This is a genomic window from Flavobacterium sangjuense, assembly GCF_004797125.1.
GTDB classification, from domain to species: Bacteria; Bacteroidota; Bacteroidia; order Flavobacteriales; family Flavobacteriaceae; genus Flavobacterium; species Flavobacterium sangjuense.
Genome location: NZ_CP038810.1, coordinates 1,314,700 through 1,341,630, shown reverse-complemented (window position 1 = coordinate 1,341,630; position 26,931 = coordinate 1,314,700). Strand labels below are relative to the sequence as shown.

At 36.7% G+C, this 26,931-nt stretch carries 17 protein-coding genes; 7 read left to right on the top strand and 10 right to left on the bottom strand.

Annotated features, from left to right (window positions below; genetic code table 11):
* Position 1 precedes the first annotated feature (1 nt).
* Genes fusA through rpsL form a run of 3 tightly spaced genes read right to left on the bottom strand, consistent with a single transcriptional unit; the run spans position 2 to position 3,053 of the window.
* Positions 2-2,158: an elongation factor G gene (gene fusA / locus GS03_RS05895; RefSeq protein WP_136151631.1), complete on the bottom strand. Its 2,157-nt coding sequence runs from the start codon at positions 2,156-2,158 to the stop codon at positions 2-4.
* Positions 2,159-2,168: 10 nt separating this feature from the next.
* Positions 2,169-2,645, bottom strand: a complete 477-nt coding sequence (rpsG, locus tag GS03_RS05890) for a 30S ribosomal protein S7 (RefSeq protein ID WP_136151630.1) — start codon at positions 2,643-2,645, stop codon at positions 2,169-2,171.
* 24 nt (positions 2,646-2,669) lie between these two features.
* Positions 2,670-3,053: a 30S ribosomal protein S12 gene (gene rpsL / locus GS03_RS05885; RefSeq protein ID WP_007136570.1), complete on the bottom strand. Its 384-nt coding sequence runs from the start codon at positions 3,051-3,053 to the stop codon at positions 2,670-2,672.
* Between the two features lie 276 nt (positions 3,054-3,329).
* Between rpsL and GS03_RS05880 the strand changes: the two genes are divergently transcribed.
* From GS03_RS05880 to rlmB, 4 genes are all read left to right on the top strand, one after another.
* On the top strand, positions 3,330-4,997 hold the full coding sequence (locus GS03_RS05880; protein ID WP_168710273.1) for a BamA/TamA family outer membrane protein: 1,668 nt from the start codon (positions 3,330-3,332) through the stop codon (positions 4,995-4,997).
* A gap of 205 nt (positions 4,998-5,202) precedes the next feature.
* Positions 5,203-8,469, top strand: coding sequence for a SusC/RagA family TonB-linked outer membrane protein (locus tag GS03_RS05875; RefSeq protein ID WP_136151629.1), 3,267 nt, complete (start codon positions 5,203-5,205; stop codon positions 8,467-8,469).
* Between the two features lie 10 nt (positions 8,470-8,479).
* On the top strand, positions 8,480-9,937 hold the full coding sequence (locus GS03_RS05870; protein WP_136151628.1) for a SusD/RagB family nutrient-binding outer membrane lipoprotein: 1,458 nt from the start codon (positions 8,480-8,482) through the stop codon (positions 9,935-9,937).
* 75 nt (positions 9,938-10,012) lie between these two features.
* Complete coding sequence (rlmB, locus tag GS03_RS05865; RefSeq protein ID WP_136151627.1) at positions 10,013-10,747, top strand: 23S rRNA (guanosine(2251)-2'-O)-methyltransferase RlmB; 735 nt, start codon at positions 10,013-10,015, stop codon at positions 10,745-10,747.
* Here the strand turns inward: rlmB and GS03_RS05860 are convergent, their stop codons facing one another.
* A complete protein-coding gene (locus GS03_RS05860) occupies positions 10,748-11,491 on the bottom strand; it encodes a rhomboid family intramembrane serine protease (protein ID WP_136151626.1) in 744 nt (247 codons plus the stop codon). It abuts the gene before it with no gap.
* A 90-nt stretch (positions 11,492-11,581) separates the two neighbouring features.
* Here GS03_RS05860 and GS03_RS05855 point away from each other — a divergent pair, with 90 nt between their 5' ends.
* The gene (locus GS03_RS05855; protein WP_136151625.1) at positions 11,582-12,859 is read left to right on the top strand and encodes a replication-associated recombination protein A; all 1,278 of its coding nucleotides are present in this window, start codon (positions 11,582-11,584) and stop codon (positions 12,857-12,859) included.
* On the opposite strand, the gene GS03_RS05850 is transcribed toward GS03_RS05855, so the two are convergent.
* The 3 genes from GS03_RS05850 to radC are packed head-to-tail and all read right to left on the bottom strand — an operon-like array spanning position 12,856 to position 14,953.
* Positions 12,856-13,578 carry a hypothetical protein gene (locus GS03_RS05850; RefSeq protein ID WP_136151624.1) on the bottom strand — a complete coding sequence of 241 codons (723 nt, stop codon included), beginning with the start codon at positions 13,576-13,578 and terminating at the stop codon, positions 12,856-12,858. The two genes, GS03_RS05855 and GS03_RS05850, sit on opposite strands and share 4 nt — an antisense overlap.
* 1 nt (position 13,579) lies before the next feature.
* Positions 13,580-14,263 carry a YjjG family noncanonical pyrimidine nucleotidase gene (locus tag GS03_RS05845; protein WP_136151623.1) on the bottom strand — a complete coding sequence of 228 codons (684 nt, stop codon included), beginning with the start codon at positions 14,261-14,263 and terminating at the stop codon, positions 13,580-13,582.
* Entirely contained in the window at positions 14,264-14,953 is a 690-nt protein-coding gene (gene radC / locus GS03_RS05840; RefSeq protein ID WP_136151622.1) for a RadC family protein, read from the bottom strand.
* Positions 14,954-15,005: 52 nt separating this feature from the next.
* Here radC and GS03_RS05835 point away from each other — a divergent pair, with 52 nt between their 5' ends.
* Positions 15,006-15,617 (top strand): DUF1287 domain-containing protein, encoded by a 612-nt coding sequence (locus tag GS03_RS05835; protein ID WP_136151621.1) that lies wholly within the window; start codon positions 15,006-15,008, stop codon positions 15,615-15,617.
* A gap of 1 nt (position 15,618) precedes the next feature.
* Here the strand turns inward: GS03_RS05835 and GS03_RS05830 are convergent, their stop codons facing one another.
* From GS03_RS05830 to GS03_RS05820, 3 genes are read right to left on the bottom strand one after another with little or no spacing between them, the layout of a single operon-like run.
* Entirely contained in the window at positions 15,619-16,239 is a 621-nt protein-coding gene (locus tag GS03_RS05830; protein WP_136151620.1) for a hypothetical protein, read from the bottom strand.
* Positions 16,240-16,282: 43 nt separating this feature from the next.
* On the bottom strand, positions 16,283-17,638 hold the full coding sequence (locus GS03_RS05825; protein WP_136151619.1) for a UDP-N-acetylmuramate--L-alanine ligase: 1,356 nt from the start codon (positions 17,636-17,638) through the stop codon (positions 16,283-16,285).
* A 3-nt stretch (positions 17,639-17,641) separates the two neighbouring features.
* Positions 17,642-18,340, bottom strand: a complete 699-nt coding sequence (locus GS03_RS05820; RefSeq protein ID WP_136151618.1) for a tetratricopeptide repeat protein — start codon at positions 18,338-18,340, stop codon at positions 17,642-17,644.
* A gap of 303 nt (positions 18,341-18,643) precedes the next feature.
* Here GS03_RS05820 and GS03_RS05815 point away from each other — a divergent pair, with 303 nt between their 5' ends.
* Positions 18,644-26,797, top strand: coding sequence for an Ig-like domain-containing protein (locus tag GS03_RS05815; RefSeq protein WP_168710272.1), 8,154 nt, complete (start codon positions 18,644-18,646; stop codon positions 26,795-26,797).
* Positions 26,798-26,931: the final 134 nt, after the last annotated feature.

Below are 26,931 nucleotides of genomic sequence, written 5' to 3'. Positions count from 1 at the left end.
ATTAAGCGTTACCTTTTGCTTTTTTGATTACTTCTTCTGAAATGTTAGAAGGAGTTTGTTCGTAGTGAGAGAATTCCATTGTAGAAGTTGCTCTACCTGAAGACAATGTTCTTAATGTAGTTACATAACCAAACATTTCAGATAAAGGCACATCAGCCTTAATAGTTTTCGCACCATTTCTGTCACCCATGTCATTTACCTGACCTCTACGACGGTTGATATCACCAACGATATCTCCCATGTTTTCTTCCGGTGTAATAACTTCCATTTTCATGATAGGCTCAAGAATAACAGCTCCAGCAGCTTTTGCTACTTCTCTATAACCCATTCTAGCTGCTAATTCGAAAGAAAGAGCATCAGAATCCACTGGGTGGAAAGATCCGTCTAATAAAGTAACTTTTAAACTATCAACTTGGTATCCAGCTAATGGACCAGTTTTCATAGCTTCTCTGAAACCTTTTTCAACAGAAGGAATATATTCTTTAGGAACGTTACCACCTTTAACTTCGTTAACGAATTGTAAACCTACAGGCACTTTTCCGTCAACTTCGTCAGCTGGCTCCAATCTAAATACGATATCACCAAATTTACCACGACCTCCAGATTGTTTTTTGTAAACTTCTCTGTGTTGTGCCGTTTTAGTAAATGCTTCTTTGTACTCAACTTGAGGCTCACCTTGGTTAACTTCAACTTTGAATTCACGTTTCATACGATCTACAAGGATGTCTAAGTGTAACTCACCCATACCTGAAATAATCGTTTGACCTGAAGCTTCATCAGTTCTAACTGTAAACGTTGGATCTTCTTCAGCTAATTTTGCTAAAGCCATACCCATTTTATCAACGTCAGCTTTAGTTTTTGGTTCGATAGCGATACCAATTACCGGTGCCGGGAATTTCATTGACTCAAGAATGATTGGGTGTTTTTCATCACACATTGTATCTCCAGTCTTGATATCTTTAAATCCAACTGCCGCTCCAATATCACCTGCTTCGATATAATCGATTGGGTTTTGTTTGTTAGCGTGCATTTGGTAGATACGAGAAATTCTTTCTTTGTTTCCTGAACGAGTGTTCAAGATGTATGAACCAGCATCTAAACGACCTGAATACGCACGAAAGAAAGCTAAACGACCAACATAAGGGTCAGTAGCGATTTTAAATGCTAAAGCTGCGAACGGCTCTTTTACATCAGGACGACGTAAGATTTTAGTTTGATCTTCTTCTAATAATTCAGCATCATCAGGGTGAATCCCTTCAATACCTTCTTTATCTAAAGGAGATGGTAAATATTTACATACAGCATCTAACATGAACTGAACTCCTTTGTTTTTGAAAGAAGAACCGGCAATCATAGGAATGATAGCCATGTCAATTGTAGCTGCTCTTAAAGCTGTGTTGATTTCGTCTTCAGTGATAGAATCCGGATCTTCCATGTATTTATCAAGCAAGTTTTCATCATAATCAGCAACTGCTTCGATAAGGATATCTCTGTATTGTTTCACTTCAGCTAACATATCAGCAGGAATGTCAACGATATCAAAAGTTGCCCCTTGAGTTGCATCATGCCAAACGATAGCTTGGTTTTTTACTAAATCTACAACTCCTTTAAAGTCATTTTCTTCACCGATTGGCAAAGTAATAGCAACAGCGTTAGATTTTAACATGTCTCTAACTTGTTGACAAACCATTAAGAAGTTAGAACCTTGACGGTCCATTTTGTTTACGAATCCCATACGTGGAACTCTATATTGATCAGCAAGTCTCCAGTTAGTTTCTGATTGTGGCTCAACACCATCAACAGCAGAAAATAAGAAAACTAATCCATCCAATACACGTAATGAACGGTTTACCTCTACGGTAAAGTCAACGTGTCCCGGTGTATCAATAATATTAAAGTGGTAATCCTGAGAAGTTGGTAATGGTTTACCTTGCTCAGTTGGGAAACTCCATTCACAAGTTGTTGCAGCAGAAGTAATGGTAATACCTCTTTCCTGCTCTTGTGCCATCCAGTCCATTGTTGCAGCACCATCGTGTACTTCACCAATTTTATGTGATTTTCCTGTATAGAATAATATACGCTCCGTTGTTGTTGTTTTACCAGCATCAATGTGAGCCGCAATTCCGATATTTCTTGTAAATTTTAAATCTCTTGCCATTTCTTAAATATTAAAATCTGAAGTGAGAGAATGCTTTATTTGCTTCTGCCATTTTGTGAGTATCCATTCTCTTTTTAACAGCAGCACCTTCTTCTTTAGCCGCAGCCAAAATTTCAGAAGCTAATTTACCTGACATCGATTTCTCGTTTCTTCTACGTGCATAAAGTATCATCCACTTCATGGCCATAGAGATTTTTCTGTCCGGACGAATTTGCATTGGGATTTGGAATGTAGCTCCACCAACTCTACGGCTACGTACTTCTACGTGAGGCATAACGTTTGTTAAAGCATCTTTCCATACTTCTAATGATGATTTTTCATCATTGTTCTTTTTTGTTTCTACAATTTCCATAGCATCATAAAATACTTTGAAAGCTGTCGATTTCTTACCGTCCCACATTAGGTTGTTCACAAAACGTGTTACTAACTGATCGTTAAATTTTGGATCTGGTAAAAGTGGTCTTTTCTTTGCCGCTCTTTTTCTCATGTCTTTACTTTAAAAGTTTTTAAATTACTTTTTTGCTTCTTTTGGGCGTTTAGCACCGTACTTAGATCTTCTTTGTGTTCTTCCTGCTACACCTGATGTGTCAAGCGCACCACGCACAATGTGGTATCTAACTCCTGGTAAATCTTTTACCCTTCCGCCTCGCACTAATACTATCGAGTGCTCTTGTAGATTGTGTCCTTCTCCTGGGATGTAAGCATTCACCTCATTTCCATTAGTCAAACGTACACGCGCAACTTTACGCATTGCAGAGTTTGGTTTTTTTGGAGTAGTAGTGTAAACACGCGTACAAACACCTCTTCTTTGAGGACAAGAATCTAAAGCAACCGATTTACTCTTCTTAGTGATCTGAGTTCTTCCTGTTCTTACTAATTGTTGAATTGTTGGCATAATTAAATACTAATTTTTCTTTTATTTATTAAATTCCCGCTTTTTTAGGGGTTGCAAATGTAGTAATTATTTTCAATGAAACAAATCGTAATTAATTAATTTTTTTATCAATTAAATATTTGTCTTTTAATGAGATAAAGAATCGCCATTAAATTGCACATCCCTTTAAAAACTGAAGCCCCGCAAATGGCGATTTCAAACAAATAATTATTCGCGACGATTAACAACAATAAAAACAGATTTTTTGCGTTATTTTGAAGCAAATAATCAGCACATTTGAAAAAGATTCTTCTCTTTTTTTTCATAATTATCGTCAGCGGAAACATTTCCGCTCAGGAATTCCATCTGAAAATTATCGGGCAAAACGAAAAAGAAACTAAAATTGTTGACAGTATTGGCTATGTTTTGGAACATAAAAATGCCAAATCAGTCTTGGATGAAAATAATTTGTTTTACGAAAAGCTTACCAAAAAAGGATTTTTGGAATGTCAGCTTGCCGAAAATTTCAAGCTAAACGACTCCACTTTTTGCTTCAAATACAGCCTCGGAAAAAAAATAAATTATGCGCGCATATATATAGGTATAAAATCACAAGAAAATATCGCTGCAAATTACACTATCAAAAACGACACTTTAACCATTCCTTACGAAGAAACCGAGCCCTTTTTAAATACAACTTTAAAAAAATTGGAAACCAATGGTTTTTCCATGGCGAAAGTAAAACTGGTCAATATTCAAAAATCAAAAGACTTCCTGACCGCTGACTTGTCAATTACAACAGAAATCAAAAGACAGGTAAACGATATTGTGATTAACGGCTATGATAAATTTCCCGAAGGACATAAAAAGAATCTCATCCGATTGTATCGGAATAAAATTTTTAATCAAAAGAATTTAGATAAGCTATACAATGATTTTGAAAAGTTCAGATTTGTTAAGCAAACAAAATATCCCGAAATTCTTTTCACAAAAGACTCGACCAAAATTTATGTCTATTTAGAAAAAACAAAACCCAATACTTTTGATGGCTATGTAGGCTTCACTAACGACGAAACCAAGAAAGTAATTTTTAGCGGTTATGTGGATTTGGTTCTGAACAACATTCTGAATTCCGGAGAAAAATTATCCTTGTATTGGAAAAGCGATGGTCAGGATCAAAAAACATTTAATCTTGGCGTTGAACTGCCGTATATTTTTAAAAGCCCATTGGGAATAAAAGCAGAATTAAACATATTCAAACAGGACAGTACTTTTCAAAACACAAAAACAGCCATAAACCTGGGGTATTATTTTAATTATAATACCCGCCTGTATCTTGGTTATCAATCAACGGAATCGAGCGACATTCAAAATGTGAATTCTTTAACCTTGAGTGATTTTGACAATTCATACATAACAACAGCGTTAGAATATGTTGATTTCAAAAATGATGATTTTCTTTTTCCCGAGAAAACTTCTTTTGATTTAAAGATAGGCACTGGGAAAAGAAATACAAAACTCATTTCTGATAATCAATTTTTTGGAAGCTTGTTCGCAAAGCACAATTTCTATCTGAATCAGAAAAACATCGTAAACATCAAATCTCAAAATTTCTATTTACAAAGCGGTAACTACATCGTAAACGAGCTACAACGCTTTGGCGGAATAAATTCGATTCGTGGTTTTAACGAAAATAGTTTACAAGGAAATTTATTTGGTTCAATTCTATCCGAATACCGATACGTACTTACTTCAAATTTGTATGTTCATTCGATTATTGACTACGGATATCTTCAAGACAAAACTTCAGAAAGCAACGAAAATCTATTTGGTTTTGGATTCGGTTTTGGTCTACTTTCTAAAAACGGACTTTTCAATTTTGTTTATGCCAATGGTAGCAATAACAATCAAGCCATCAAATTATCGAACTCAATAGTTCATATTAGTTTCAAAGCTAATTTTTAATGCATAAAATCCCGCGTTATTTGTTAATAAAACACGTAGTTCATCGATTCTTAATTGCTGATTATTAAATGATTTACCCTTTTTTTAGCTATTTCAAACTAACTGCCAGTTATTTATAAACTTTAACAATGAATTTTAACTTTCCATTAGGTTTTTTGGGAAATTTTTAAGAATTTTGAAAGACTAATTATAACCAAATTACAAAATGAAAACAAAGTTAAATGGATTCTTGACGCTATTCATAGCGTTATTGGTGCAAATCTCTTTTGCACAAGACAGGGTTGTTTCCGGAGTTGTTTCTGACAATGGCGGATTACCGATTCCTGGGGTAAATGTTCTTGTAAAAGGAACAACGTTGGGTACTCAAACCGACATTGACGGAAAGTATGCCGTTAATGCGACCCCAACACAAACACTAGTCTTTAATTTTGTTGGGATGAAATCGCAGGAAATTGTGGCTTCATCAACAACAATTAATGTAAAGATGAGTGAAGATGCTGTTGAACTCGAAGGCGTAGTTGTAACTGCTTTAGGTATCTCAAGGGAAAAAAAATCCTTAGGATATGCTACTCAGAAAGTAGACGGCAGTAGTATTGCCGCTGTAAAAAGCGACAATTTTGCAAATGCTCTCTCTGGTAAAGTTTCTGGGTTACAAATAAAAAGAACTACAAATTTTGGTGGTTCTACAAATGTTGTCATTAGAGGTAATGCTTCTTTAACTGGAAACAATCAAGCTCTTTTTGTAATTGACGGAGTACCTGTAAGCAACAATAATTCGAACAGTAGAGATCAACAGCAAACTGGTAATGGCTTTGATTATGGAAACGCTGCTTCTGATATAAATCCTGAAGACATAGAATCTGTAAACGTTTTAAAAGGTTCAGCTGCAAGTGCTTTATATGGTTCAAGAGCCGCTAATGGAGTCATTATGATTACCACAAAAAAAGGAAGTAAAAAAGCAAAAGGATATTCTATCACAGTTAATTCTAGTTTAACTACGGGCTCTATTGACAAAAGTACTTTTGTAAAATATCAAAATAAATATGGTGGTGGTTATGGTCCGTATTATGGACCTGACGGAGATTCTTATTTAGATCAAATCGATATTGATGGTGATGGGAATTTAGACTTGGTAACTCCTTTAACCGAAGATGCTTCTTATGGTCAAGCTTTCGATCCAAATTTATTGGTATATCAATGGGACGCTTTTTATCCGGAATCACCGAATTATCTTCAAGCTACACCATGGGTAAATGCTAAAAAAGGCCCTATTAGTTTTTTTGAAAAACCAAAAACTTATACTAATTCATTCTCCGTTGACAAAGGTTTTGATGGAGGATATTTGAGATTCGGAGCAACTAATCTTGATCAAAGTGGATTGTTACCAAACAGTAGTTTAAAAAGAAACACATTCACTTTAAACTCCTCTATTTTAATAAATGAAAAATTAACTGTAGCAGGATATGCCAATTTTACAAAAACAAATACTATTGGAAGAAACAATACTGGTTACAATGATAACATAGCTGGTAACTTCCGTCAATGGTGGCAAACCAATGTTGATATTAAATCATTAGCAAACGCCTATTTTGATACTGGTAGAAACGTTACTTGGAATCCAAATTCTTATCAAAACCCAACTCCTATTTTTTGGGACAATCCATATTTTCAACGTTATGAAAATTTTCAAAATGATGAAAGAAATAGATTTATTGGAAATGCCTCTCTAAATTACAAATTAAACAGCTGGTTAGATATTTATGGAAGAATATCGGTTGACACCTACGATGAATTACAAGAAGAGAGACGTGCTGTTGGAAGTGTCCCTACGGACTTTGGAATTGGAGAAGGTAGTGACTATAGTTCAAATAGAAATCCTGCTGGTTCCGGTTATTCAAGAAAAAACATTTCTTTCGGTGAATATAATTATGATTTAATGTTAAATTATAATAAAGATTTAACCACAAAAATAAATCTGAAAGGTGTTGTTGGATTAAACGTTCGTAGAAGCTATTATCAATCTATTTGGGCAGCTACAAATGGAGGTATTTCAATTCCTGGATTATATTCATTGCAAAATACTGCCAGTCCACTTTTAGCTCCAGTTGAAAGAGATGAAACTATTGGAGTTGATGGACTTTATGGAAGTGCTTCATTTGGATATGACAATTATCTTTTTTTAGAAGGAACTCTTAGAAGAGATCATTCATCAACTTTGCCTTCTAATAATAGCACATACTATTATCCTTCTGTTTCAACCAGTTTTGTGTTTTCAGAATTTGTAAAACCTAGTTGGTTATCTTTTGGAAAAGTTAGATTAAATTATGCTGAGGTTGGAAATAGCCCAGGTTTTGATAGAGTTTTAGATACTTATGCTGTGAATACCGCCTTTGGATCAGCATCTGCTTCTATTAAAGACACTAAAAACAATCCAAACTTAAAACCAGAAAAAACCCAAAGTATTGAAGCTGGTTTAGAAGTCTCAATGTTTAAAAAGAGACTAGGTTTTGATCTTTCTTATTACAATTCAAAATCTCTAGACCAAATTATACCACTGCGTGTTACTTCTTCAACAGGTTATTTATACCAACTTATAAACGCTGGGGAAATTCAAAATAAAGGTATTGAAGTTTCTCTTAATGGTACTCCTGTAAAAACAGCAAATTTCTCTTGGGATGTAAATCTTAACTGGTCAAAAAACAAAAGTGAAGTAATATCCCTTTTGGATGGAATTGACAATTTACAGTTAGGTTCTTTTCAAGGTGGTGTAACTATCAATGCACAAGTAGGTCAGCCTTACGGAGTAATATATGGCACAGATTATACTTATATTGATGGTCAAAGGGTGGTAGATGACAGCAATGGTCAATATATAAAAACAGATACTTCAGACCATGTTATTGGGGATGCAAATCCAGATTGGATTGGTGGACTTAACAATAGATTTACTTATAAAAATCTTTCTTTTGAATTTTTAATTGATGTTCAAAAAGGTGGAGATATTTTTTCACTTGATAGATATTATGGTTTAGCAACCGGACTTTATGACGATACTGTTTTCACCAACGATTTAGGCAATCCGGTAAGAAACAGCCTTGCTGACGGTGGTGGATTTATTAATCCTGGTGTTAATCCTGATGGCAGTGTTAACGAAACCAGAATTCGCGCCGACAGATTTGGTGCATTTGGATACAGAAGAGGTTTGCCGGATAGAGCATTTGTATATGACGCTAGTTATGTAAAATTAAGACAAGCTTCTATTTCTTATTCCCTAAGTGAAAAAGTGTTAAAAAACACTTTTATCAATGGAGTAACGTTTAGTATCATCGGAACAAATCTTTGGATTATCAGTAAAAATTTACCCGATGCAGATCCGGAATCTGGTTTAGGTGCAGGTAATTTACAAGGATATTCAACAGGCTCTTTACCGTCAACAAGAGATATAGCTTTCAACGTTAAATTACAATTTTAAAAAATAAATTATGAAAAAAATATTTTTAATTTTAGTTGCATCATCGTTTATTATTTCTTGTGATAACCTTGATTCATTAAATGTGAACGTAAAAGATCCTTCAGACGTTCCCGGCGAAGCGCTGTTTACGAGTGCTCAAAAAGCATTAGTTGACCAAATGGTTAATACTAATGTAAACAATAACATCTTTAGGTTAATCAACCAACATTGGACAGAAGTAACCTATACAGATGAAAGTAACTATGATTTAACCACTAGAACAATTCCGGAACAACATTGGCAATTTCTTTATAAAGATGTTTTGAAAGATTTGGATCAAGGTGCCATTAATATAGAAAATGCTCCTGAGCTTCCAACCGACAATCCACTTGTAAAACAAAACAAACTTGCGATTATCGAAGTATTAAACGTTTATACGTATTCTATTTTGGTAGAAACTTTTGGAGATGTTCCTTATTCTGAAGCTTTGGACATCAACATTAAAAAACCAAAATACGACGATGGTTTAACTATTTATAAGGATTTAATTAGCCGATTAAATACTGCGATTTCTAATTTAGACGACTCAGCCGGTAGTTTTGATCAAAGCGATAGAATGTACTTTGGAGATGTAAGCAAATGGATAAAATTTGCTAATACCTTAAAACTAAAAATGGGGTTAGTTATTGCTGATATTCCTACTGAAACCGCATTAGCAACAGCAACAGTATCAAGTGCTGCGCCATTTGTTTTTGCTTCTAATGCAGATAGTGCAAAAATGACATACTTAACTGCTACTCCAAATACTAATCCTTTGTATGTAGATTTAGTAGCCAGTGGTCGTTCCGACTTTGTTCCTGCAAATACTCTTGTAGATTTTATGAATTCTCAAAACGATCCAAGACGCGCTCGTTATTTTGATGATAACATGGACGATCCGTCAACTCCTGATGTAGAATATATTGGTGGAGATAATGGTCTGGAAAATTCTTTTCCAAATCTAACTCACATCACAAGTACGATTCAAGTGCCAGATTATCCGGGAGCTATTTTAGATTATTCTGAAGCGGAATTTTTATTAGCGGAAGCAGCTGAAAGATCTATGTATGGAACTCCTGCAAATGCAGAAGCTCATTACAATGCTGGCATAACTGCTTCTATCCTAGATTGGGGCGGAAGTGTTGCAGAAGCAGCAACTTATCTTGCTCGTACAGATGTAGCTTACACAACAGCAACTGGAACTTGGAGACAAAAAATCGGAATTCAAAGCTGGGTTGCTCTTTACAACAACGGCTTTGAAGGATGGACATCATGGAGAAGGTTGGATTTTCCAACATTAATCGCTCCACCTGATGCGGTTTCTGGAATTCCGGTGCGTTATACTTATCCAATTATAGAACAAACACTAAATGCAGCCAGCTATCAAAATGCTAGTACTGCAATTGGTGGAGATGCTGTAGAAACTAAATTGTTTTGGGACATCTTCTAGGAAAACTTTAATTCTAAATTTTTTATAAAACCATCTCGTTCCAAAAACGGGGTGGTTTTTTTATATCTTTGCGCCATGGAAAAAGAACATCAAATCTTCGGAATTAGAGCAATTATAGAAGGAATTCAATCGGGTGCAGCTATTGACAAAGTATTTATTCAATCAGACACACAAGGTGATTTAATGAAGGAATTAATGAAAGTGATGAAACAAAAAAGCATCAACTTCTCATACGTTCCCGTTGAAAAACTAAACCGATTAACTTCTAATAATCATCAAGGTGCCGTTGCTACAATTTCTCCAATCGCCTTTCATGATTTAGAAACTTTGATTGAAAAAGTCCTGGAATCAGGTAAAACTCCGTTGTTTTTAATTTTGGACCAACTGAGTGATGCCCGAAACTTTGGTGCCATTATCCGTACGGCTGAATGTACCGGAGTTGACGGAATCATTGTTCAAAAAGCGGGTTCTGCTCCAGTTAATGGTGATACCGTAAAAACTTCTGCAGGTGCAGTATTCAATGTGCCTATTTGCAAAGTGGAACATATCAAAGATGCAATTTTCCACCTTCAGGGAAGCGGAATAAAAACTGTTGCTGCCACCGAAAAAACAGACCAAAACATTTACGATATTTCGCTAAACGAACCCGTGGCTATTATCATGGGAAGCGAAGACAGAGGAATCAATCCGTCAGTTTTAAAAATCGTAGATGAAAAAGCCAAACTTCCTATGTTTGGAAGTATAGGTTCGCTGAATGTTTCTGTGGCTTGTGGTGCTTTTCTTTATGAAACTGTAAGACAAAGACAGTAATTATTCTTTGGGAGTTTCCTTAAACTGATAAATATATTTTACAACATCTTCTTCCTGAATTTCCTCCTCAGGTTTTGGCGTATTGACAAAATTTCCGTTTTCGTCAAAGTGCTTCATAAAAGCATCTTCTTCCGGATTGAAATCCGGTTTTTCCCAATTGTATTGTATGTCCTTTTTATAATCGGGTGTTTTAAATTTGATGGCAAAAAAGAAACCTGTAATCAATCCTGCCAAATGTCCTTCCCAGGAAATGGTTTTGTCTATATCCGGAAAAACATACCAAATCATTCCGCCATAAAACATAACAACCGCCATTGACAAAGCCATCAAGCGATAATATTGTGTCATCATTCCTTTAAAGAAAATAAAGGAAACCAGAACATATATCAAACTACTGGCGCCAATGTGATGCGATTCTCTACCAATTACCCAAGTTATAAGACCCGAAAGCAAAACACCATAGAACAATACTTTTAATGATATATCTCTGTAGAAATAAATCAACGCTGTGGTCAATATAAATAGCGGAATGGAATTGTTGGCTATATGATTCAAACTTCCGTGAAGAAACGGACTGAAAATTACGCCTTGCAAACCCGAAACTGTTCTTGGCAAAATTCCGTGTGAAGACAAATCAACATTATAACCATGCTCCAAAAAGAAAACCGACCAGATCAGAATAAGCAGCAATGCAGGCACTAACCAAACCGAAGGTGTAAACTTAAAATGATGATAATCGTTCATTGCTAAAGCTAAAATTGTTTTTTGCTATTGTCAAAAATACAGCCAAATTTAAAACAATGATATTTTGGCAGAAATATTTACTTTTACAACATGGAAGCACCACTTGCCGAACGCATCAGGCCACAACAATTAGCCGATTATATTAGCCAATTACACCTTGTTGGTGAAAGCGGTTCATTGACCCAACAAATTGCCCATGGTGTAATTCCTTCAATGATATTTTGGGGTTCACCGGGAACAGGAAAAACAACTTTGGCACAGATTATTGCCAAACAAAGTAATCGTCCGTTTTATGAGTTAAGTGCTATCAATAGCGGTGTAAAGGATATTCGTGATGTGATTGACAAAGCCAAACTAAGTGGCGGTTTATTCACTGCAAAAAATCCAATTCTGTTTATTGATGAGATTCACCGCTTTAGCAAATCACAACAGGATTCGCTTTTGGCTGCTGTAGAAAAAGGTTGGATAACCCTAATTGGAGCAACAACCGAAAACCCAAGTTTTGAAGTTATTCCCGCTCTTTTGTCACGTTGTCAGGTATATATTTTAAATCCGTTTTCAAAAGACGATTTATTGGCTTTATTAAACCGGGCAATGAAAGAAGACAGCATTTTAGCATCCAAAAAAATAAAACTAAAAGAAACCGAAGCACTACTCCGACTTTCAGGCGGCGATGGACGAAAGCTATTAAATATTTTTGAACTGGTCGTAAACGCAAGCCCTGAAGGCCCAATTACGATTACCAACGATAAAGTTTTAGAGTTAGTACAACAAAACACGGTACTTTATGACAAAACTGGAGAGCAGCATTACGATATTGTTTCGGCTTTTATAAAATCCATTCGTGGGAGTGATCCAAATGGTGCGGTGTATTGGTTGGCCCGAATGATTGAAGGTGGCGAAGATGTAAAGTTCATTGCGCGACGAATGCTGATTCTATCCAGCGAAGATATTGGTAATGCCAATCCAACGGCTTTTATCATGGCGAATAATACGTTTCAGGCGGTTTCAACCATTGGTTATCCTGAAAGTAGAATTATTTTAAGTCAGTGTGCGGTTTATTTGGCCACTTCTGCTAAAAGCAATGCGAGTTATATGGCAATCGGCGAAGCACAGCAATTGGTAAAACAAACCGGAGATTTATCGGTGCCAATTCATTTGCGAAATGCACCAACAAAACTAATGAAGGAATTGGGTTATGGTGAAGAATATCAATATTCACACAGTTATGAAAACAATTTTTCGGCACAGGAATATTTACCCGATGAAATCAAAAACACAGCTTTCTACAAACCCGGAAACAATGCCCGTGAGAACGAATTGCGCAACTTCTTAAAGAATCGCTGGAAAGACAAGTATGGTTATTAGAATTTAAGATTCCATGATTCTGAAATCAACTTGCCATTTTCATAATATTCAAAAAACCATTGTCCGTTTTTAAAAATCACTACACCTTTTATTGTTTCTTTTTCAGCAATAAAGACGCTTTTTTGTGATGTATTGAACAGACGAAGTATGACTTTTGGCTCGTTATTTACAACTTGGAAACCATTTGCAGTTGGTTGAGCAAAGTAGAACACATCGGTACTTGCGATTGAATCTGAATTGACTGGAGTTTCAGCCTCCACTTGATTTATGACTGGAGCTGCCTGTGCAACATTCCTGTTTCCTCCATTATATTTATAATCAAGTTTATCAAACGATTTTCCGGTATCACGCAATGCCAGATTATAAGCTTTTGCAAACTCTTTCTCACGACTTTCGCCAAATTGAGTTTCAAAAATTACTTTCTCTTGACAATCTTTCAAAACTACTTTAACTTTAGTACTAAATACACCATTTTTTTCTAGAACATTAGCATATAAAAAATTACATCGCTCTACATTTAGCGGGATTTCTTCATTGCTTAAATACGCTTTAAAACCATATTTCTGCAGCAATAATTTGGTTAATGTATTCAGCCCGTACTGATCATCTTTTTTAAAAATATCAAACTTTACAGGCACAATCACATATTGATAATCATTAACGCTTTGCGAAAAGGCATAGCTCGAGATTAAAATAAACAGCAATACAATCTTTCTCATTTTACAATATTTTTTTTAATTCTAATAAGTGATTTATAGTATGTAATCCTTGGTCAGTATAGATTCCTTTTTCATCAAACAGTATAGCTTTCATTCCAAAATCTATCGCGCCACGCACATCGGCATCGATACAATCACCAATCATGATAGCATTTTCTTTTTTGGTATTAGCCAAAGATAGTGCATATTCAAATATAGTAGCGTGTGGTTTTTTCATGCCTGCCATTTCCGAATTGGTAATGGTTTTGAAATAATCTGCCAAACCAGAATTATTAATTTTCTTTCCCTGAACTTCGGCAAAACCATTGGTAATAATATGCAGATTATACTTTGGAGTCAAATATTCCAATACTTCAATGGCACCTTCAAACAACTGATTATTATCTGGCAAAAAGGCAATATAATCATCTGAGATTTTATTGATTTCTCCATCAGAAATACTATAATTCAAAACATCAAACGATTGGCGCAAGCGATTATAACGCAGTTCCTGATGCGTAATTTTATCAACCTGATACAACTTCCAACACGCTTGATTTATGGGTGCGTAAATTTCAATAAACGCATTGGTATCAATAGTTGGATGATGTGCTGTAAAGATCTTATCAAAAGCCAAAACGGAATTGGCATCAAAATCCCAAAGCGTGTGATCTAAATCGAAGAAAATGTCTGTTATGTTTTTCATTTAAAAAATCCCTTCATCCTGAAAACTGAAATAACCAGTTTCAGTAATTATAATATGGTCGAGCACTTTGATATCCAATTGTTCTCCGGCCACTTTTAGTTTTTTGGTAATATCCTTATCAGCATCACTGGCCAGCAGTTTGCCCGAAGGATGATTGTGTGTCAAAATTATGGAAATTGCTCCTTGTTCCAAAGCAGTTTTGAATATTAATCGCACATCAACCACCGTTCCTGTAATCCCGCCTTTTGAAAGCTGTGATTTATGAATTACTTTGTTGGAATTGTTAAGATACAAAACCCAAAATTCTTCGTGTGGCAACTCACCGATTATGGGCTGCATGATTTCGAAAACGGCTTTGCTTGAGGTTATTTTTTGAAACTCTACAACTTCTTCTGCTCTGCGACGTCTTCCCAATTCTAAAGCGGCAGCTATAGAAATCGCTTTCGCCTCTCCTATTCCTTTGAATTCCATTAGTTGCTTTAAGGATAATTTACCTAAAGCATTTAAGTTATTATCAACGCTTGACAAGATTCGTTTGCTCAGACTTACTGCGCTTTCATTCCGGCTTCCCGAACCAATGAGAATAGCAACCAATTCAGCATCACTCAATGAAGCTTTGCCTTTCAGCATTAGCTTTTCACGTGGCTTATCGTCTTCTGCCCAATTCTTTATGGAAAAATTTTGTTCCAAATTAAAATACTATAAGTAAGGATTTTTCGTTATAAATTTAAACCCTTAAAATATGAAAACAGTACACTTTTTGCTTACTTTATTGGCTCTTTCTACTTGTAGCCAAAAAGATGCTGAAACCTTTAACACAACACCCAAAACATTTGAGGACAAACTTTCGGCAGCTGCTGTTTCTATTGTTGACCCTGATATTGTTTATACTCCAAGCTATGTTTCGATAAAATATCCTAATGGAGATGTTCCGACCAAAACCGGTGTTTGCACTGATGTTGTCATTCGGGCTTACCGAAAACTGGGCATTGACCTGCAGAAAGAAGTTCATGAAGATATGGTGAAGCATTTTTCTCTTTATCCAAATATAAAAAAATGGGGATTGCACAAAACGGATACCAATATTGACCACAGAAGAGTTCCGAACCTTGAGGTTTTCTTTGGCAGAAAAGGACAAAAATTAGTCGTTACCGATGACGCAGCTGATTATAAAACTGGTGAAATTGTAACCTGGATGATTAATGGCAAACTACCACATATTGGAATCATTACCAATAAAAAGTCAGCAGATGGAAATCCTATGATAGTGCATAATGTTGGCGGTGGACAAGTGTTGGAAGATTGTCTTTTCAGTTATCCGATTGCCGGACATTTTAAGTATCAAAAGCCCTAAATCAATTCAACTCATAATAAATCAATCTGTCTTCTGTGGAATAAGGGCCGGCAACTGCAGCACATCGCTGGCAAACTAAACCAAGGCCTTCTTTATATTGATAAAAAATATAATTGCCCGGAAGTGATGGATCATTCGGGCTAAAAATCCCATAATAGGAATAAACAAAATAATCAATGCCTTCGATAGTCGTTGTAAATGGTTCGAGAAGTTCTTCTCCTATTGAACCAACATCTTCAGTTCCACCAATTAGTACAGATCTTATATTATAAAACTCGCTATCGGTTCCGGGATGATACACAAATCCGTTCTCATTGACCAAATGACCATTAGAATCTACTCTTAAACATTCTTTCTCGACAGCAATTAATACATCTGAATTGTATTTTTTATGTACCAATTTAGCATAATTCAAACCATTTATCAAGGTGTCACCTGTTACCCTGACACTATCAATACTGTTCGTAGGGCTGTAATTTACACCATCATTTGAAAAATATCTTTTGTAAACCCAAAGGTTTCCCTCATTCAAATTAAAAAAACTGTCATCTGTTGAATCAGAATCAGTTGAACAAGATGTAAACATTACTGCAGTAAGAAATAAAAAAAGGATTTTTTTCATCGTTATAGGTTTTGGTTTACATAATAACGAATAAAAATGTGTTTTATTGTATCAATCCTTTCACCTCATCAAAGTTTAATCCGCCATAATTACCTGAACTCATTAAAAGTAAAGCCGAATTATTCAAATCGTAATTAAAAAGAAAATCCTTAAACTCAGCCGGATTGGTATAAATAATCAAATCATCACGTTTGAAAGATTGCGCAATTTGGTCATAACTTACTTCTTCGAGTTGCTTAATCTTCACCGCATCAGGCGAATAAAAAACCACAGCAACATCGGCAGCATCGAGAGCGCCTTCGTACTCTTTTAGGAATTCGGCGTTCAAACTGCTGTACGTATGAAGTTCCAGACAAGCGACTAGTTTTCTGTTTGGATATTGTGCTTTTACGGCTTTGGTCGTTGCCGAAACTTTACTCGGAGAATGGGCGAAATCTTTATAAGCTACTTTTCCTTTTCCTTCTGCTATTTTTTCCAAACGCTTGGAAGCTCCTTTAAAACTTGCAATAGCTTCATAGAAATCGGCTTCGTCAACGCCCATGTTTTGGCAAATCCATTTGGCGCCAGCCAGATTATTGAGATTGTGTGCCCCAAAAACTTCAATTGGCATTGGTCCTTCCGGTGTGTCTAATAAAGTAGTTCCGTCTTCAACACTGTAACTTGGTGTTATATATGGCAATCTTCTGATGGTATTTGTAGTTTCTTCGGCAACCTTTTTAACCGTTTCGTCTTCTTCGTTATAGACAAGAATTCCGCCTTTGGTTATTTGGTTAACAAATATTTCAAATTGTTCTACATAATTCTCAAAGGTTGGGAACACGTTAATATGATCCCACGCAATTCCCGAAAGCAAAGCAATATTTGGTTGGTACAAATGAAACTTTGGTCTTCTGTCGATTGGTGATGATAAATATTCGTCGCCTTCCAAAACAATAAAATCATTTTCGTGTGTCAGATGAACCATCGTATCAAAACCTTCCAACTGCGCGCCAACCATATAATCGACTTCAATATTATGATAATGCATCACATGTAAAATCATCGAAGTGATGGTTGTTTTTCCGTGCGAACCACCAATGACAACGCGGGTTTTATTTTTAGATTGTTCGTATAGAAATTCCGGATACGAATAGATTTTCAATCCCAATTCTTGTGCTTTCAATAATTCAGGATTATCCGCTTTGGCGTGCATTCCGAGAATAATTGCTTCAATATCTGATGTTATTTTTTCAGGAAACCAGCCAAATTCTGCCGGTAATAATCCTTTTTTTTCTAATCGTGATTTGGAAGGTTCAAATATGGCATCATCGCTTCCGGTAACTTTATATCCTTTATTGTGTAATGCTAAAGCAAGGTTATGCATGGCAGCGCCGCCAATGGCTATGAAATGTGTACGCATGTTTTATGATTTGTTTTTTTCCTGGTAAGCTTGTAAAACTTGTAATGCTTTTTCGGGTTGATGTAATTTTTCTCTATACAATTCGGCTAAGCGATGGTAGGTGTTTTTGGAACCACCGACTTCAATCGCTTTTATATAGTTTTTTTCAGCATTTTTATATCTTTTAAAATATTCATCGATATGTGCTTTGGAAAGATATCCATCGACGGGTGAGATTTTAAATAATTCATTCGAATATCGTTGCGCTTTTCTTTCGCTGCCTCCAACAAATGCAGGTAACTGAAGATAATATTCTATCAATGCCCATCGTGCTTGAATATGATTTGGATTAAGAACTAATGCTTTTTCAAGTGAACTTCTGACATCTCCAATTAGTCTGATGGCAACCCATTTGCCACCTGTTTGTGCTTTCATTCCCAAAGCGCCACCATACTTGAAGTAATAATCGGCTTCATTGGGTTTTAAGGTTTTTAGTTTTTCATAATAAAAAGCCGCTTTGTCCCAGTCTTTTAAATTACTGGCAATGTCACCCAAATACTCTATGGTTTTTAACTGGTTTGGATTTTCTTTATAAATGCTTTCGAAAATAGGCTTTGCCGCAGTATATTTTTCCTGACTAAATAGCTTTTCTGCTTTCTCAAAATTTGTTTGAGAAAAGAGCAGCATTGGTAAAAAAAGTAAAAATGAGACAAAAATTTTCATAGAAACAAATATAAGCTATTAATACCTATTTCTTGAAATAGTATTTGTTAAGATTGAGCAAAATTTCAATCTTTCATTTATTCCTATTTTATCCATGAAAGTATCATTTCGTTCGTTGAAATGCACTATTTCAAAAACACACATATTGCTGAAAAACAGACTATTATAGTCAATTTATTTAAAAATATTTAAAAAAAATGCACTTTATCGATTTTTAAAGTAGTGTAACCGAAAAATTGTTGCACAGTAAAAAGGTAGTATAAATTCGTATTATTATTAATGGAGTTTAAAATTCATCGCCCTATGAAGAAAAACTACTTATCACAAAAAACGGAATTTGTACTAGAATTATTTTTGAAACAAAAATATATCCTACTTCTAGCTACGCTCACTCTTTTCTTCGGAAATTATTCATTTGCACAATCTGTTGGACCAAATAACCCTTTAACCGGTAATTTTATCGCAGGTGCAAATATTGACTGGACAAATCCGGGAAACATTACTAATACTGTCGACACGAATTATGCTACTGCCGTTTTTGGTGGTGCGGGAAATACGGATTACCTACAAGGCAGTAATTATAATTTTTCAATTCCAACCGGTGCCATAATCAACGGTATTGTTGTTACCATAAACCGAAGAACCAGTGCAGTAAACGCTGGAAGAGTAACAAAAGACAATGCTGTTTACCTTGTAAAGGGTGGAGTTGTTACTGGTACTAATAAAGCTACTGCAGCAGCTTATACTACAACCCTTGCTGTTGCAACTTATGGCTCATCGACAGATACCTGGGGAACAACCTGGACTCCGGCTGATATCAATGCGACTAATTTTGGAGCGGTACTATCAGTAAACGCAAACAATAGTTTAACTGCTACGGTAGATTATATTAAAATTACTGTTTATTATACTACTATTGGATTCTCTCCAACGAGTGCCTGTGTTGGCTCTACTACATCAGTAGTAATAACCGGTGGTTATATCGCAGCAACAACTTCTGTAAGTTTTAACGGTACCCCAGCAAGTTTTGTGCAGGATAGTAACACTCAGGTTACAGCAACTTTACCAGCTGCTGCTACAACAGGAACAATTTCTTTGACAACTCCGCAAGGAACCGGAACCAGCGCTAGTAGTTTTACTGTAAACCCTTTACCAGTTTTAAATCCAATTACGGGTACTACATCGGTTTGTATCGGTTCGACGACCGCTTTATCAAATTCAACTCCTGGCGGCACATGGAATAGTGCTTCCACTGGAGTTGCCACTATAAATACAAGTGGTCTTGTTTCAAGTGTTTCTAGTGGAACTTCACTAATCACTTATTCTTATACTAATGGAAATGGGTGTGCCAATTCCGTAAATACAACAGTTACCGTTAATGCTCTTCCTGTGGTTTCATCTCCGGCTAGTGTATGTATTGGAGGTACTGTTCAATTAACACCAAATTCAGGAGGAACCTGGACTAGTAGTGACAACACCAAAGCAACTGTTGACAATACTGGTCTTGTGACTGGTGTTGCTGTTGGAAGTCCAACTTTTACTTTTACCAATTCAACTACGAATTGCAGCAAAACAACCAATGCAGTAAATGTATTGGCTTTACCTGCAATAAGTACACAACCTCTCACTACACAAACTGTTTGTTCAGGAAGTTCAGTTAGCTTTTCGGTAAGCGCTACCGGACCAGGTTTGACTTATCAATGGTATAATGGCGCTACTGCTTTGATCAATGGAGGATCAATTTCCGGTGCAACATCGGACACTCTTGTTATAAATCCGGTTGCTTTAACAGATGCATCAGCAAATTATAATTGCGTTGTAAGCGGAAGTTGTTCCCCTACAGCAACTTCAGCTAATGCTGAGTTAATCGTAATTGAAAAAGTTACCATTACTTCTCAGCCTGTTACTACCCAAACTTTATGTGCCGGAGATACTGCAACATTTATTGTTGCTGCTACTGGTACCGGGATTTCTTTTCAATGGTACAAAGGAGCAACTGCCTTAACTGATGGCGGAGCTATTTCGGGTGCAACATCGGCTACTTTAACAATAAATCCAATTGTGTCTGGCGATGCAGCTACCAATTACAGATGTGTAATTTCAGGAACAAGTCCATGTGCGGCAGTAACTTCAAATAATGCCGCTTTAGTTGTCAACCAACTTCCTGCAATTACTTCGCAACCTGTAGCTTCCCAAACTTTATGTTCAGGAAGTTCCGCTAGTTTTTCGGTAACTGCTACCGGAGCAGGATTGACTTACCAATGGTACAATGGCGCAACGCCTTTAAGCAATGGTGGTTCAATTTCAGGTGCCGCAAGTGCTACTCTTACTATAAATCCGATTACTTTAGGTGATGCATCTGCAAATTATAATTGCGTTGTAAGTGGAACTTGTTCCCCTGCAGCAACTTCAACAAATGCTGAGTTAATCGTAATTGAAAATGTTACGATAACTTCTCAACCTGTTGCTACACAAACTTTATGCAGCGGCGACATAGCAACATTTGTTGTTGCTGCCACTGGTACCGGGATTTCTTTTCAATGGTACAAAGGAGCAACTGCCTTAACTGATGGCGGGGCAATTTCGGGTGCTACTACTGATACTTTGAGCATTTCTCCTTTAGCTTTAAGTGATGCTGCTGCAAACTACTATTGTTTGGTTAGTGGAACCAGCCCATGTAGTGCTATTGCCTCTGCTAATTCCATTTTGAATATAAACCAAAGCGCTTCGATAACCACTCAGCCACAAGTTTCCCAAACTGTTTGTGAAGGTAATTCTGTTAGTATTTCCGTTGCTGCTACTGGTGGAAATTTAGTATACCAATGGTATAAAGGAGCAACTTTATTAAGTAATGGTGGAAATATAACCGGTGCAACATCGGCTACTTTAACAATAAATTCTGTTGCTTTAGCTGATGCTGCTTCAAACTATAATTGTCATGTTACAAATGGATGCTCCAGCGGAATTATTTCTGATGATGCTGCAATCATTGTAAACGAAGCTGTTGTCATTACAAGCCAACCTATCCTTACCCAAACTGTATGTGAAGGCAGCCCGGCTACTTTTTCTGTTACGGCTACAGGAACCGGTTTGAGTTATCAATGGTACAAAGGAGCAACTGCCTTAACTGATGGCGGGGCTATTTCAGGGGCAACATCAGCAACTTTAACAATAAATCCAATCGCAACTGGTGATGCAGCTACCAATTATAGATGTGTGGTTTCAGGAGCGAGTCCATGTACGGCGGTAACTTCGAATAATGTCGCTTTAGTTGTCAACCAACTTCCAGCTATTGCTTCGCAACCAGCAGCTTCTCAAACTTTGTGCTCCGGAAGTTCTGTTAGCTTTTCTGTAAGTGCTACTGGTACGGGATTGACTTACCAATGGTACAATGGCGCAACACTTTTAAGCAATGGCGGTTCAATTTCAGGAGCAACAACTGCAACCTTAACAATAAACCCTATAAGCGCTTCTGATGCTTCATCCAATTATCATTGTGTAGTTAGTGGAAGTTGTTCTCCTAGTGCTACTTCAAATAATGCTATATTAATTGTAAACCAAGTTGTTGCCATTACAAGCCAACCTATCCTTACCCAAACTGTATGTGCAGGCAGCCCGGCTACTTTTTCTGTTACGGCAACTGGAACCGGTTTGAGTTATCAATGGTACAAAGGAGCAACCGCCTTATCTAATGGCGGAGCTATTTCAGGGGCAACATCAGCAACTTTAACAATAAATCCAATCGCAACTGGTGATGCAGCTACCAATTATAGATGTGTGGTTTCAGGAGCGAGTCCATGTACGGCGGTAACTTCGAATAATGCCGCTTTAGTTGTCAACCAACTTCCAGCTATTGCTTCGCAACCAGCAGCTTCTCAAACTTTGTGCTCCGGAAGTTCTGTTAGCTTTTCTGTAAGTGCTACTGGTACGGGATTGACTTACCAATGGTACAATGGCGCAACACTTTTAAGCAATGGCGGTTCAATTTCAGGAGCAACAACTGCAACCTTAACAATAAACCCTATAAGCGCTTCTGATGCTTCATCCAATTATCATTGTGTAGTTAGTGGAAGTTGTTCTCCTAGTGCTACTTCAAATAATGCTATATTAATTGTAAACCAAGTTGTTGCCATTACAAGCCAACCTATCCTTACCCAAACTGTATGTGCAGGCAGCCCGGCTACTTTTTCTGTTACGGCAACTGGAACCGGTTTGAGTTATCAATGGTACAAAGGAGCAACCGCCTTATCTAATGGCGGAGCTATTTCAGGGGCAACATCAGCAACTTTAACAATAAATCCAATCGCAACTGGTGATGCAGCTACCAATTATAGATGTGTGGTTTCAGGAGCGAGTCCATGTACGGCAGTAACTTCGAATAATGCCGCTTTAGTTGTCAACCAACTTCCAGCTATTACTTCGCAACCAGCGGCTTCTCAAACTTTGTGTTCCGGAAGTTCTGTTAGCTTTTCTGTAACTGCTACTGGAACAGGATTGACTTATCAATGGTACAATGGCGCAACACTTTTAAGCAATGGCGGTTCAATTTCAGGAGCAACATCAGCAACCTTAACAATAAATCCTGTAAGCACAGCAGACACTTCATCCAATTATAAATGTGTGGTTAGTGGAAGCTGTTCACCTAGTGCTACTTCAAATAATGCTACATTAATTGTAAACTCATTATCGGCCGGAGGTTCGGCCACAATTACACACACAGCCAACTCGAGTGGTACTATGATTGCTTTACCTTCACCGGTAAGTACTCATACCGATTGTCATCTTTCATCCGGAATTATAGCTCTCAATGGACAAACAGGAACGGTTCTTAGATGGGAATCTTCAACAGATGCAGGAAATACTTGGCTGAATTTAGGTGGTGCTGGTAATAGTAATTTTACGTATACTAATGCAACAGCAACTACCATTTTTAGAGCTGTCGTTCAAAATGCGTCTTGTAATATTACCTATTCTACACCTGCCATTTTATTTGTAATTCCTAACATTAAGCCTTCGCCTGTAACTGCTACTCCATCTACTATATGTGCAGGAGAATTTACAACTTTAACTTCTTTAAGCGGTTTTTCAAGTAGTCAAAACGTACAATATGGTGGACTTTTTAACACTGCTAACCCTGCAGGCTGGTTGGTGGATGGAAATGGAGTTTTTAGTGCAAGTGGAGATAATGGAAATCCGACTACCTTTAAAGAAACAAATGGAAATGCCAGCAGTGAATATAACACTACAACTGATGATAAGTTTGCTATTGCAAGAGGAAATTTAGATACTACGTTACAAACTCCCGTTTTTGATCTTTTTGGATTATCATCGGCAAATCTAACATTCAATCATGCGCATAAATTAGTAGCCGGAGCCTGGGGTAAAGTAGAACTTTCATTTAATGGTGGTACAACCTATCCTGTAATCTTGGCTACCTACACCGGAAATCAAGGTCCGTACAATCCATTTAACACAGCTGTAAGTATCAATTTAAATGCCTATTTAGGCTATACCAACCTGAGAATACGGTTTAATTACCATGGATTACAATCTAATGGTCCTGGTATCACTGGTGATGCCTGGGTTATCGATAATGTAAACATTCCTCAAGCCCCAGTACCTGCACTTACATCATTATGGACGGATATCACTTCAAACGCTACTGTTAGCGTTACCAATGCTACCAATGTAAGTGTATATCCAACAGTTACTACTACCTATGCAGTAACATCTTTTCTTAATGGTTGTACTAGTTATGGACCAGAAGGCACTACCTATATTACAGTAACAGTAAATCAATTACCAATAGTTACAGCATCGCCAACAACGAGTTGTTCAGGTGATGTAAATACTATTGCATTATCGAGTGCAGTCGTAGGCACACAAACATCAACGGCATTTAGTTGGACTGTCGCCCAAACTGATGCTACTGGTGGAAGTGCTGGCACAGGAAGCTCTATCAATCAAACGTTAACAGCTACAGGAACCGTTCAGGGTACTGTAACTTATACTATCACACCTACAGCAAATGGATGCATTGGTCCGCCAAGAACTATAATAGCTCGAGTAAATCCAAGACCTAAAGGTGATATTCAACCATCACAAACCATTTGTTATGGTGGGACAGCAACATTTAGCGTTGCCTTAGAAGGAACGGGACCATGGAACTTAACTTATAGCAATGGTGTATCTACAACTACGGTTAACGGAATAACTTCAAGTCCATATGTATTTAGCATAAGCGGAATGACAGCAAACAGAACGTTTACCATAACGGCTTTAAGCGACTCCAGATGTAGTGCAAGATCACAAGACTTGACTGGTGCCGCAGTTGTTACAGTTCTTAATGGAACTCCGGGATTATGGACTGGACTTGTTAGTACCGATTGGTTTGATTGTAAAAATTGGGCTGGCGGACTACCTTCAAGTACTATTGATGCGCAAATCCCAACAGTTACCAATTCTGGCAGAATGCCTCTTATAGATAGAACATCACCATTTGCAGCTGCATATAATTATATTGCATCAGCACGTGATTTAATAGTTGCCTCTGGTGCCTCTGTAACAATGGTTGCTACTAATAATTCTGAATTACAGATAAGTAGAGACTGGAGAAATAGTGGTAGCTTTATTCCAGGAACAGGGACAGTTACTTTTAATGGCGCTACATTAAATCAGATACAAAATATCAATGCTGGAATTAAAACTAATGAAGCTTTTCATAATTTGACATTAAACAATTCCAATGGTGCCAAAGGGATTAGTGTTGTTAATGGCTTTGAATTAACCGTTGCTAATGAGTTATCACTACTAAGCGGTGATTTAAGATTAGTTGGAGAAGCGCAGATTGTTCAAAATGGTACAGTTGCAAATCCTTCTGCTGGAACAGGAAAAATATTGAAAGACCAGCAAGGTAATAGAAGTAGCTATCATTATAATTATTGGTCATCACCAGTTTCAACTAATGGTACAAACTACACAATCGGTGGTGTTTTAAGAGACGGAACTGATTCTTCCACAAATTCATTTAACCCAAGTGCAATAACTTTTGGCGACGGTGCCTATTTTGCCGATGGTGCAATAACTACGCCTGTTAAACTTGGTAACCGCTGGATGTTTAAATATACCAGTGTAAGCACCGTTTATGCGGGATGGCAATATGTTGGAAGCACAGGAACTATAGGCATTGGTGAAGGATTTACGATGAAAGGCGTTACCGGAATTGCACCATTTACCACGCCACAGAACTATGTTTTTGTTGGTAAGCCAAACAATGGAACTATTCCTTTGTCAATTTCTTTAAATCAAAGTTATTTAGTTGGAAATCCTTATCCATCTGCCTTAGATGCTGACGAATTTATAAAAGATAACATAAAAGATGGTGCGGGAAGAGCTGCTTCAAATATTTTTAATGGGGCTTTATATTTTTGGGATCATTTTGGAGGACAATCCCATATTCTAAATCAATATATTGGTGGCTATTCAACTTATACCTTAATGGGTGGTGTGGTAGCTATTTCGAACGATCCATTGATAAATGCTAATGGCGCAATGGGAACAAGAGTCCCAAAAAGACACATACCTGTAGCACAAGGATTTTTTATTGGAACTGGTTCAAATGCAGCATTAACAGGAAACAATCCTGGTTTAAGTACACCAGTTACAGGCGGTACTATTAATTTTAAAAACACTCAACGCGCTTTCAAAGTAGAATCGGTGAGCAATTCTGTGTTTTTTAGATCTAATAACCGGAATCAAACAACGAATGACGATATTGATAACCGACAAAAAATCAGATTATTATATCAATCACCTTCGAACATTCACCGACAAATTTTAGTAGGTGTTGATGAGAATACGACCAGTTTTTTTGATGTCGGTTATGATGCCCCGATAATTGATGAAAATGCGGATGATTTATATTGGAAAACCACTGATGCTAAATTGACTATCCAGGCGGTTTCAGATTTTAATACCGACCAGATACTGCCTCTTGGCCTAAAAGCTTCAACATCTGGCACATACACAATCAAAGTTGACACACTGGAAAATATTTCAGAAGACACTCAATTATACATCCATGATGCTGAAACCGGAATGGATTATGACATTAAAAATGATGATTTTAGTATTTCATTACCAATTGGCATCTACAACGACAGATTTTCTCTTCGCTTCTCAGGAAATGCATTAGGAACTTATAATCCTTCACAAAATAGCAGCCCTATAATTTATTTTACAAATAGTAATGACGTCTTACATATTAACACAAAGGAGATTATCAAAACTGTGAAATTATATAACATTTTAGGTCAGTTTATTTCCGAAAACAAAATCGATAATTTAGGTTCAGAGAACATTGAGATTCCTTATAAAAACTTAGCATCAGGAAATTATATTGTAAAAGTTATAACAGAAGAAAACAGAATTTTCGCAGAAAAAATTCAGAAAAAATAATTTTTATCTATAACACATTGTTTTCTAGAGTCATTGCATAAAATTATTTGTTAACCAACAGATAGGCTTTGTTGTGTAGTTAATCGACTTTTTTATCGCTTCAACTATTAATTTTGTTCAGATTGTAATAATAG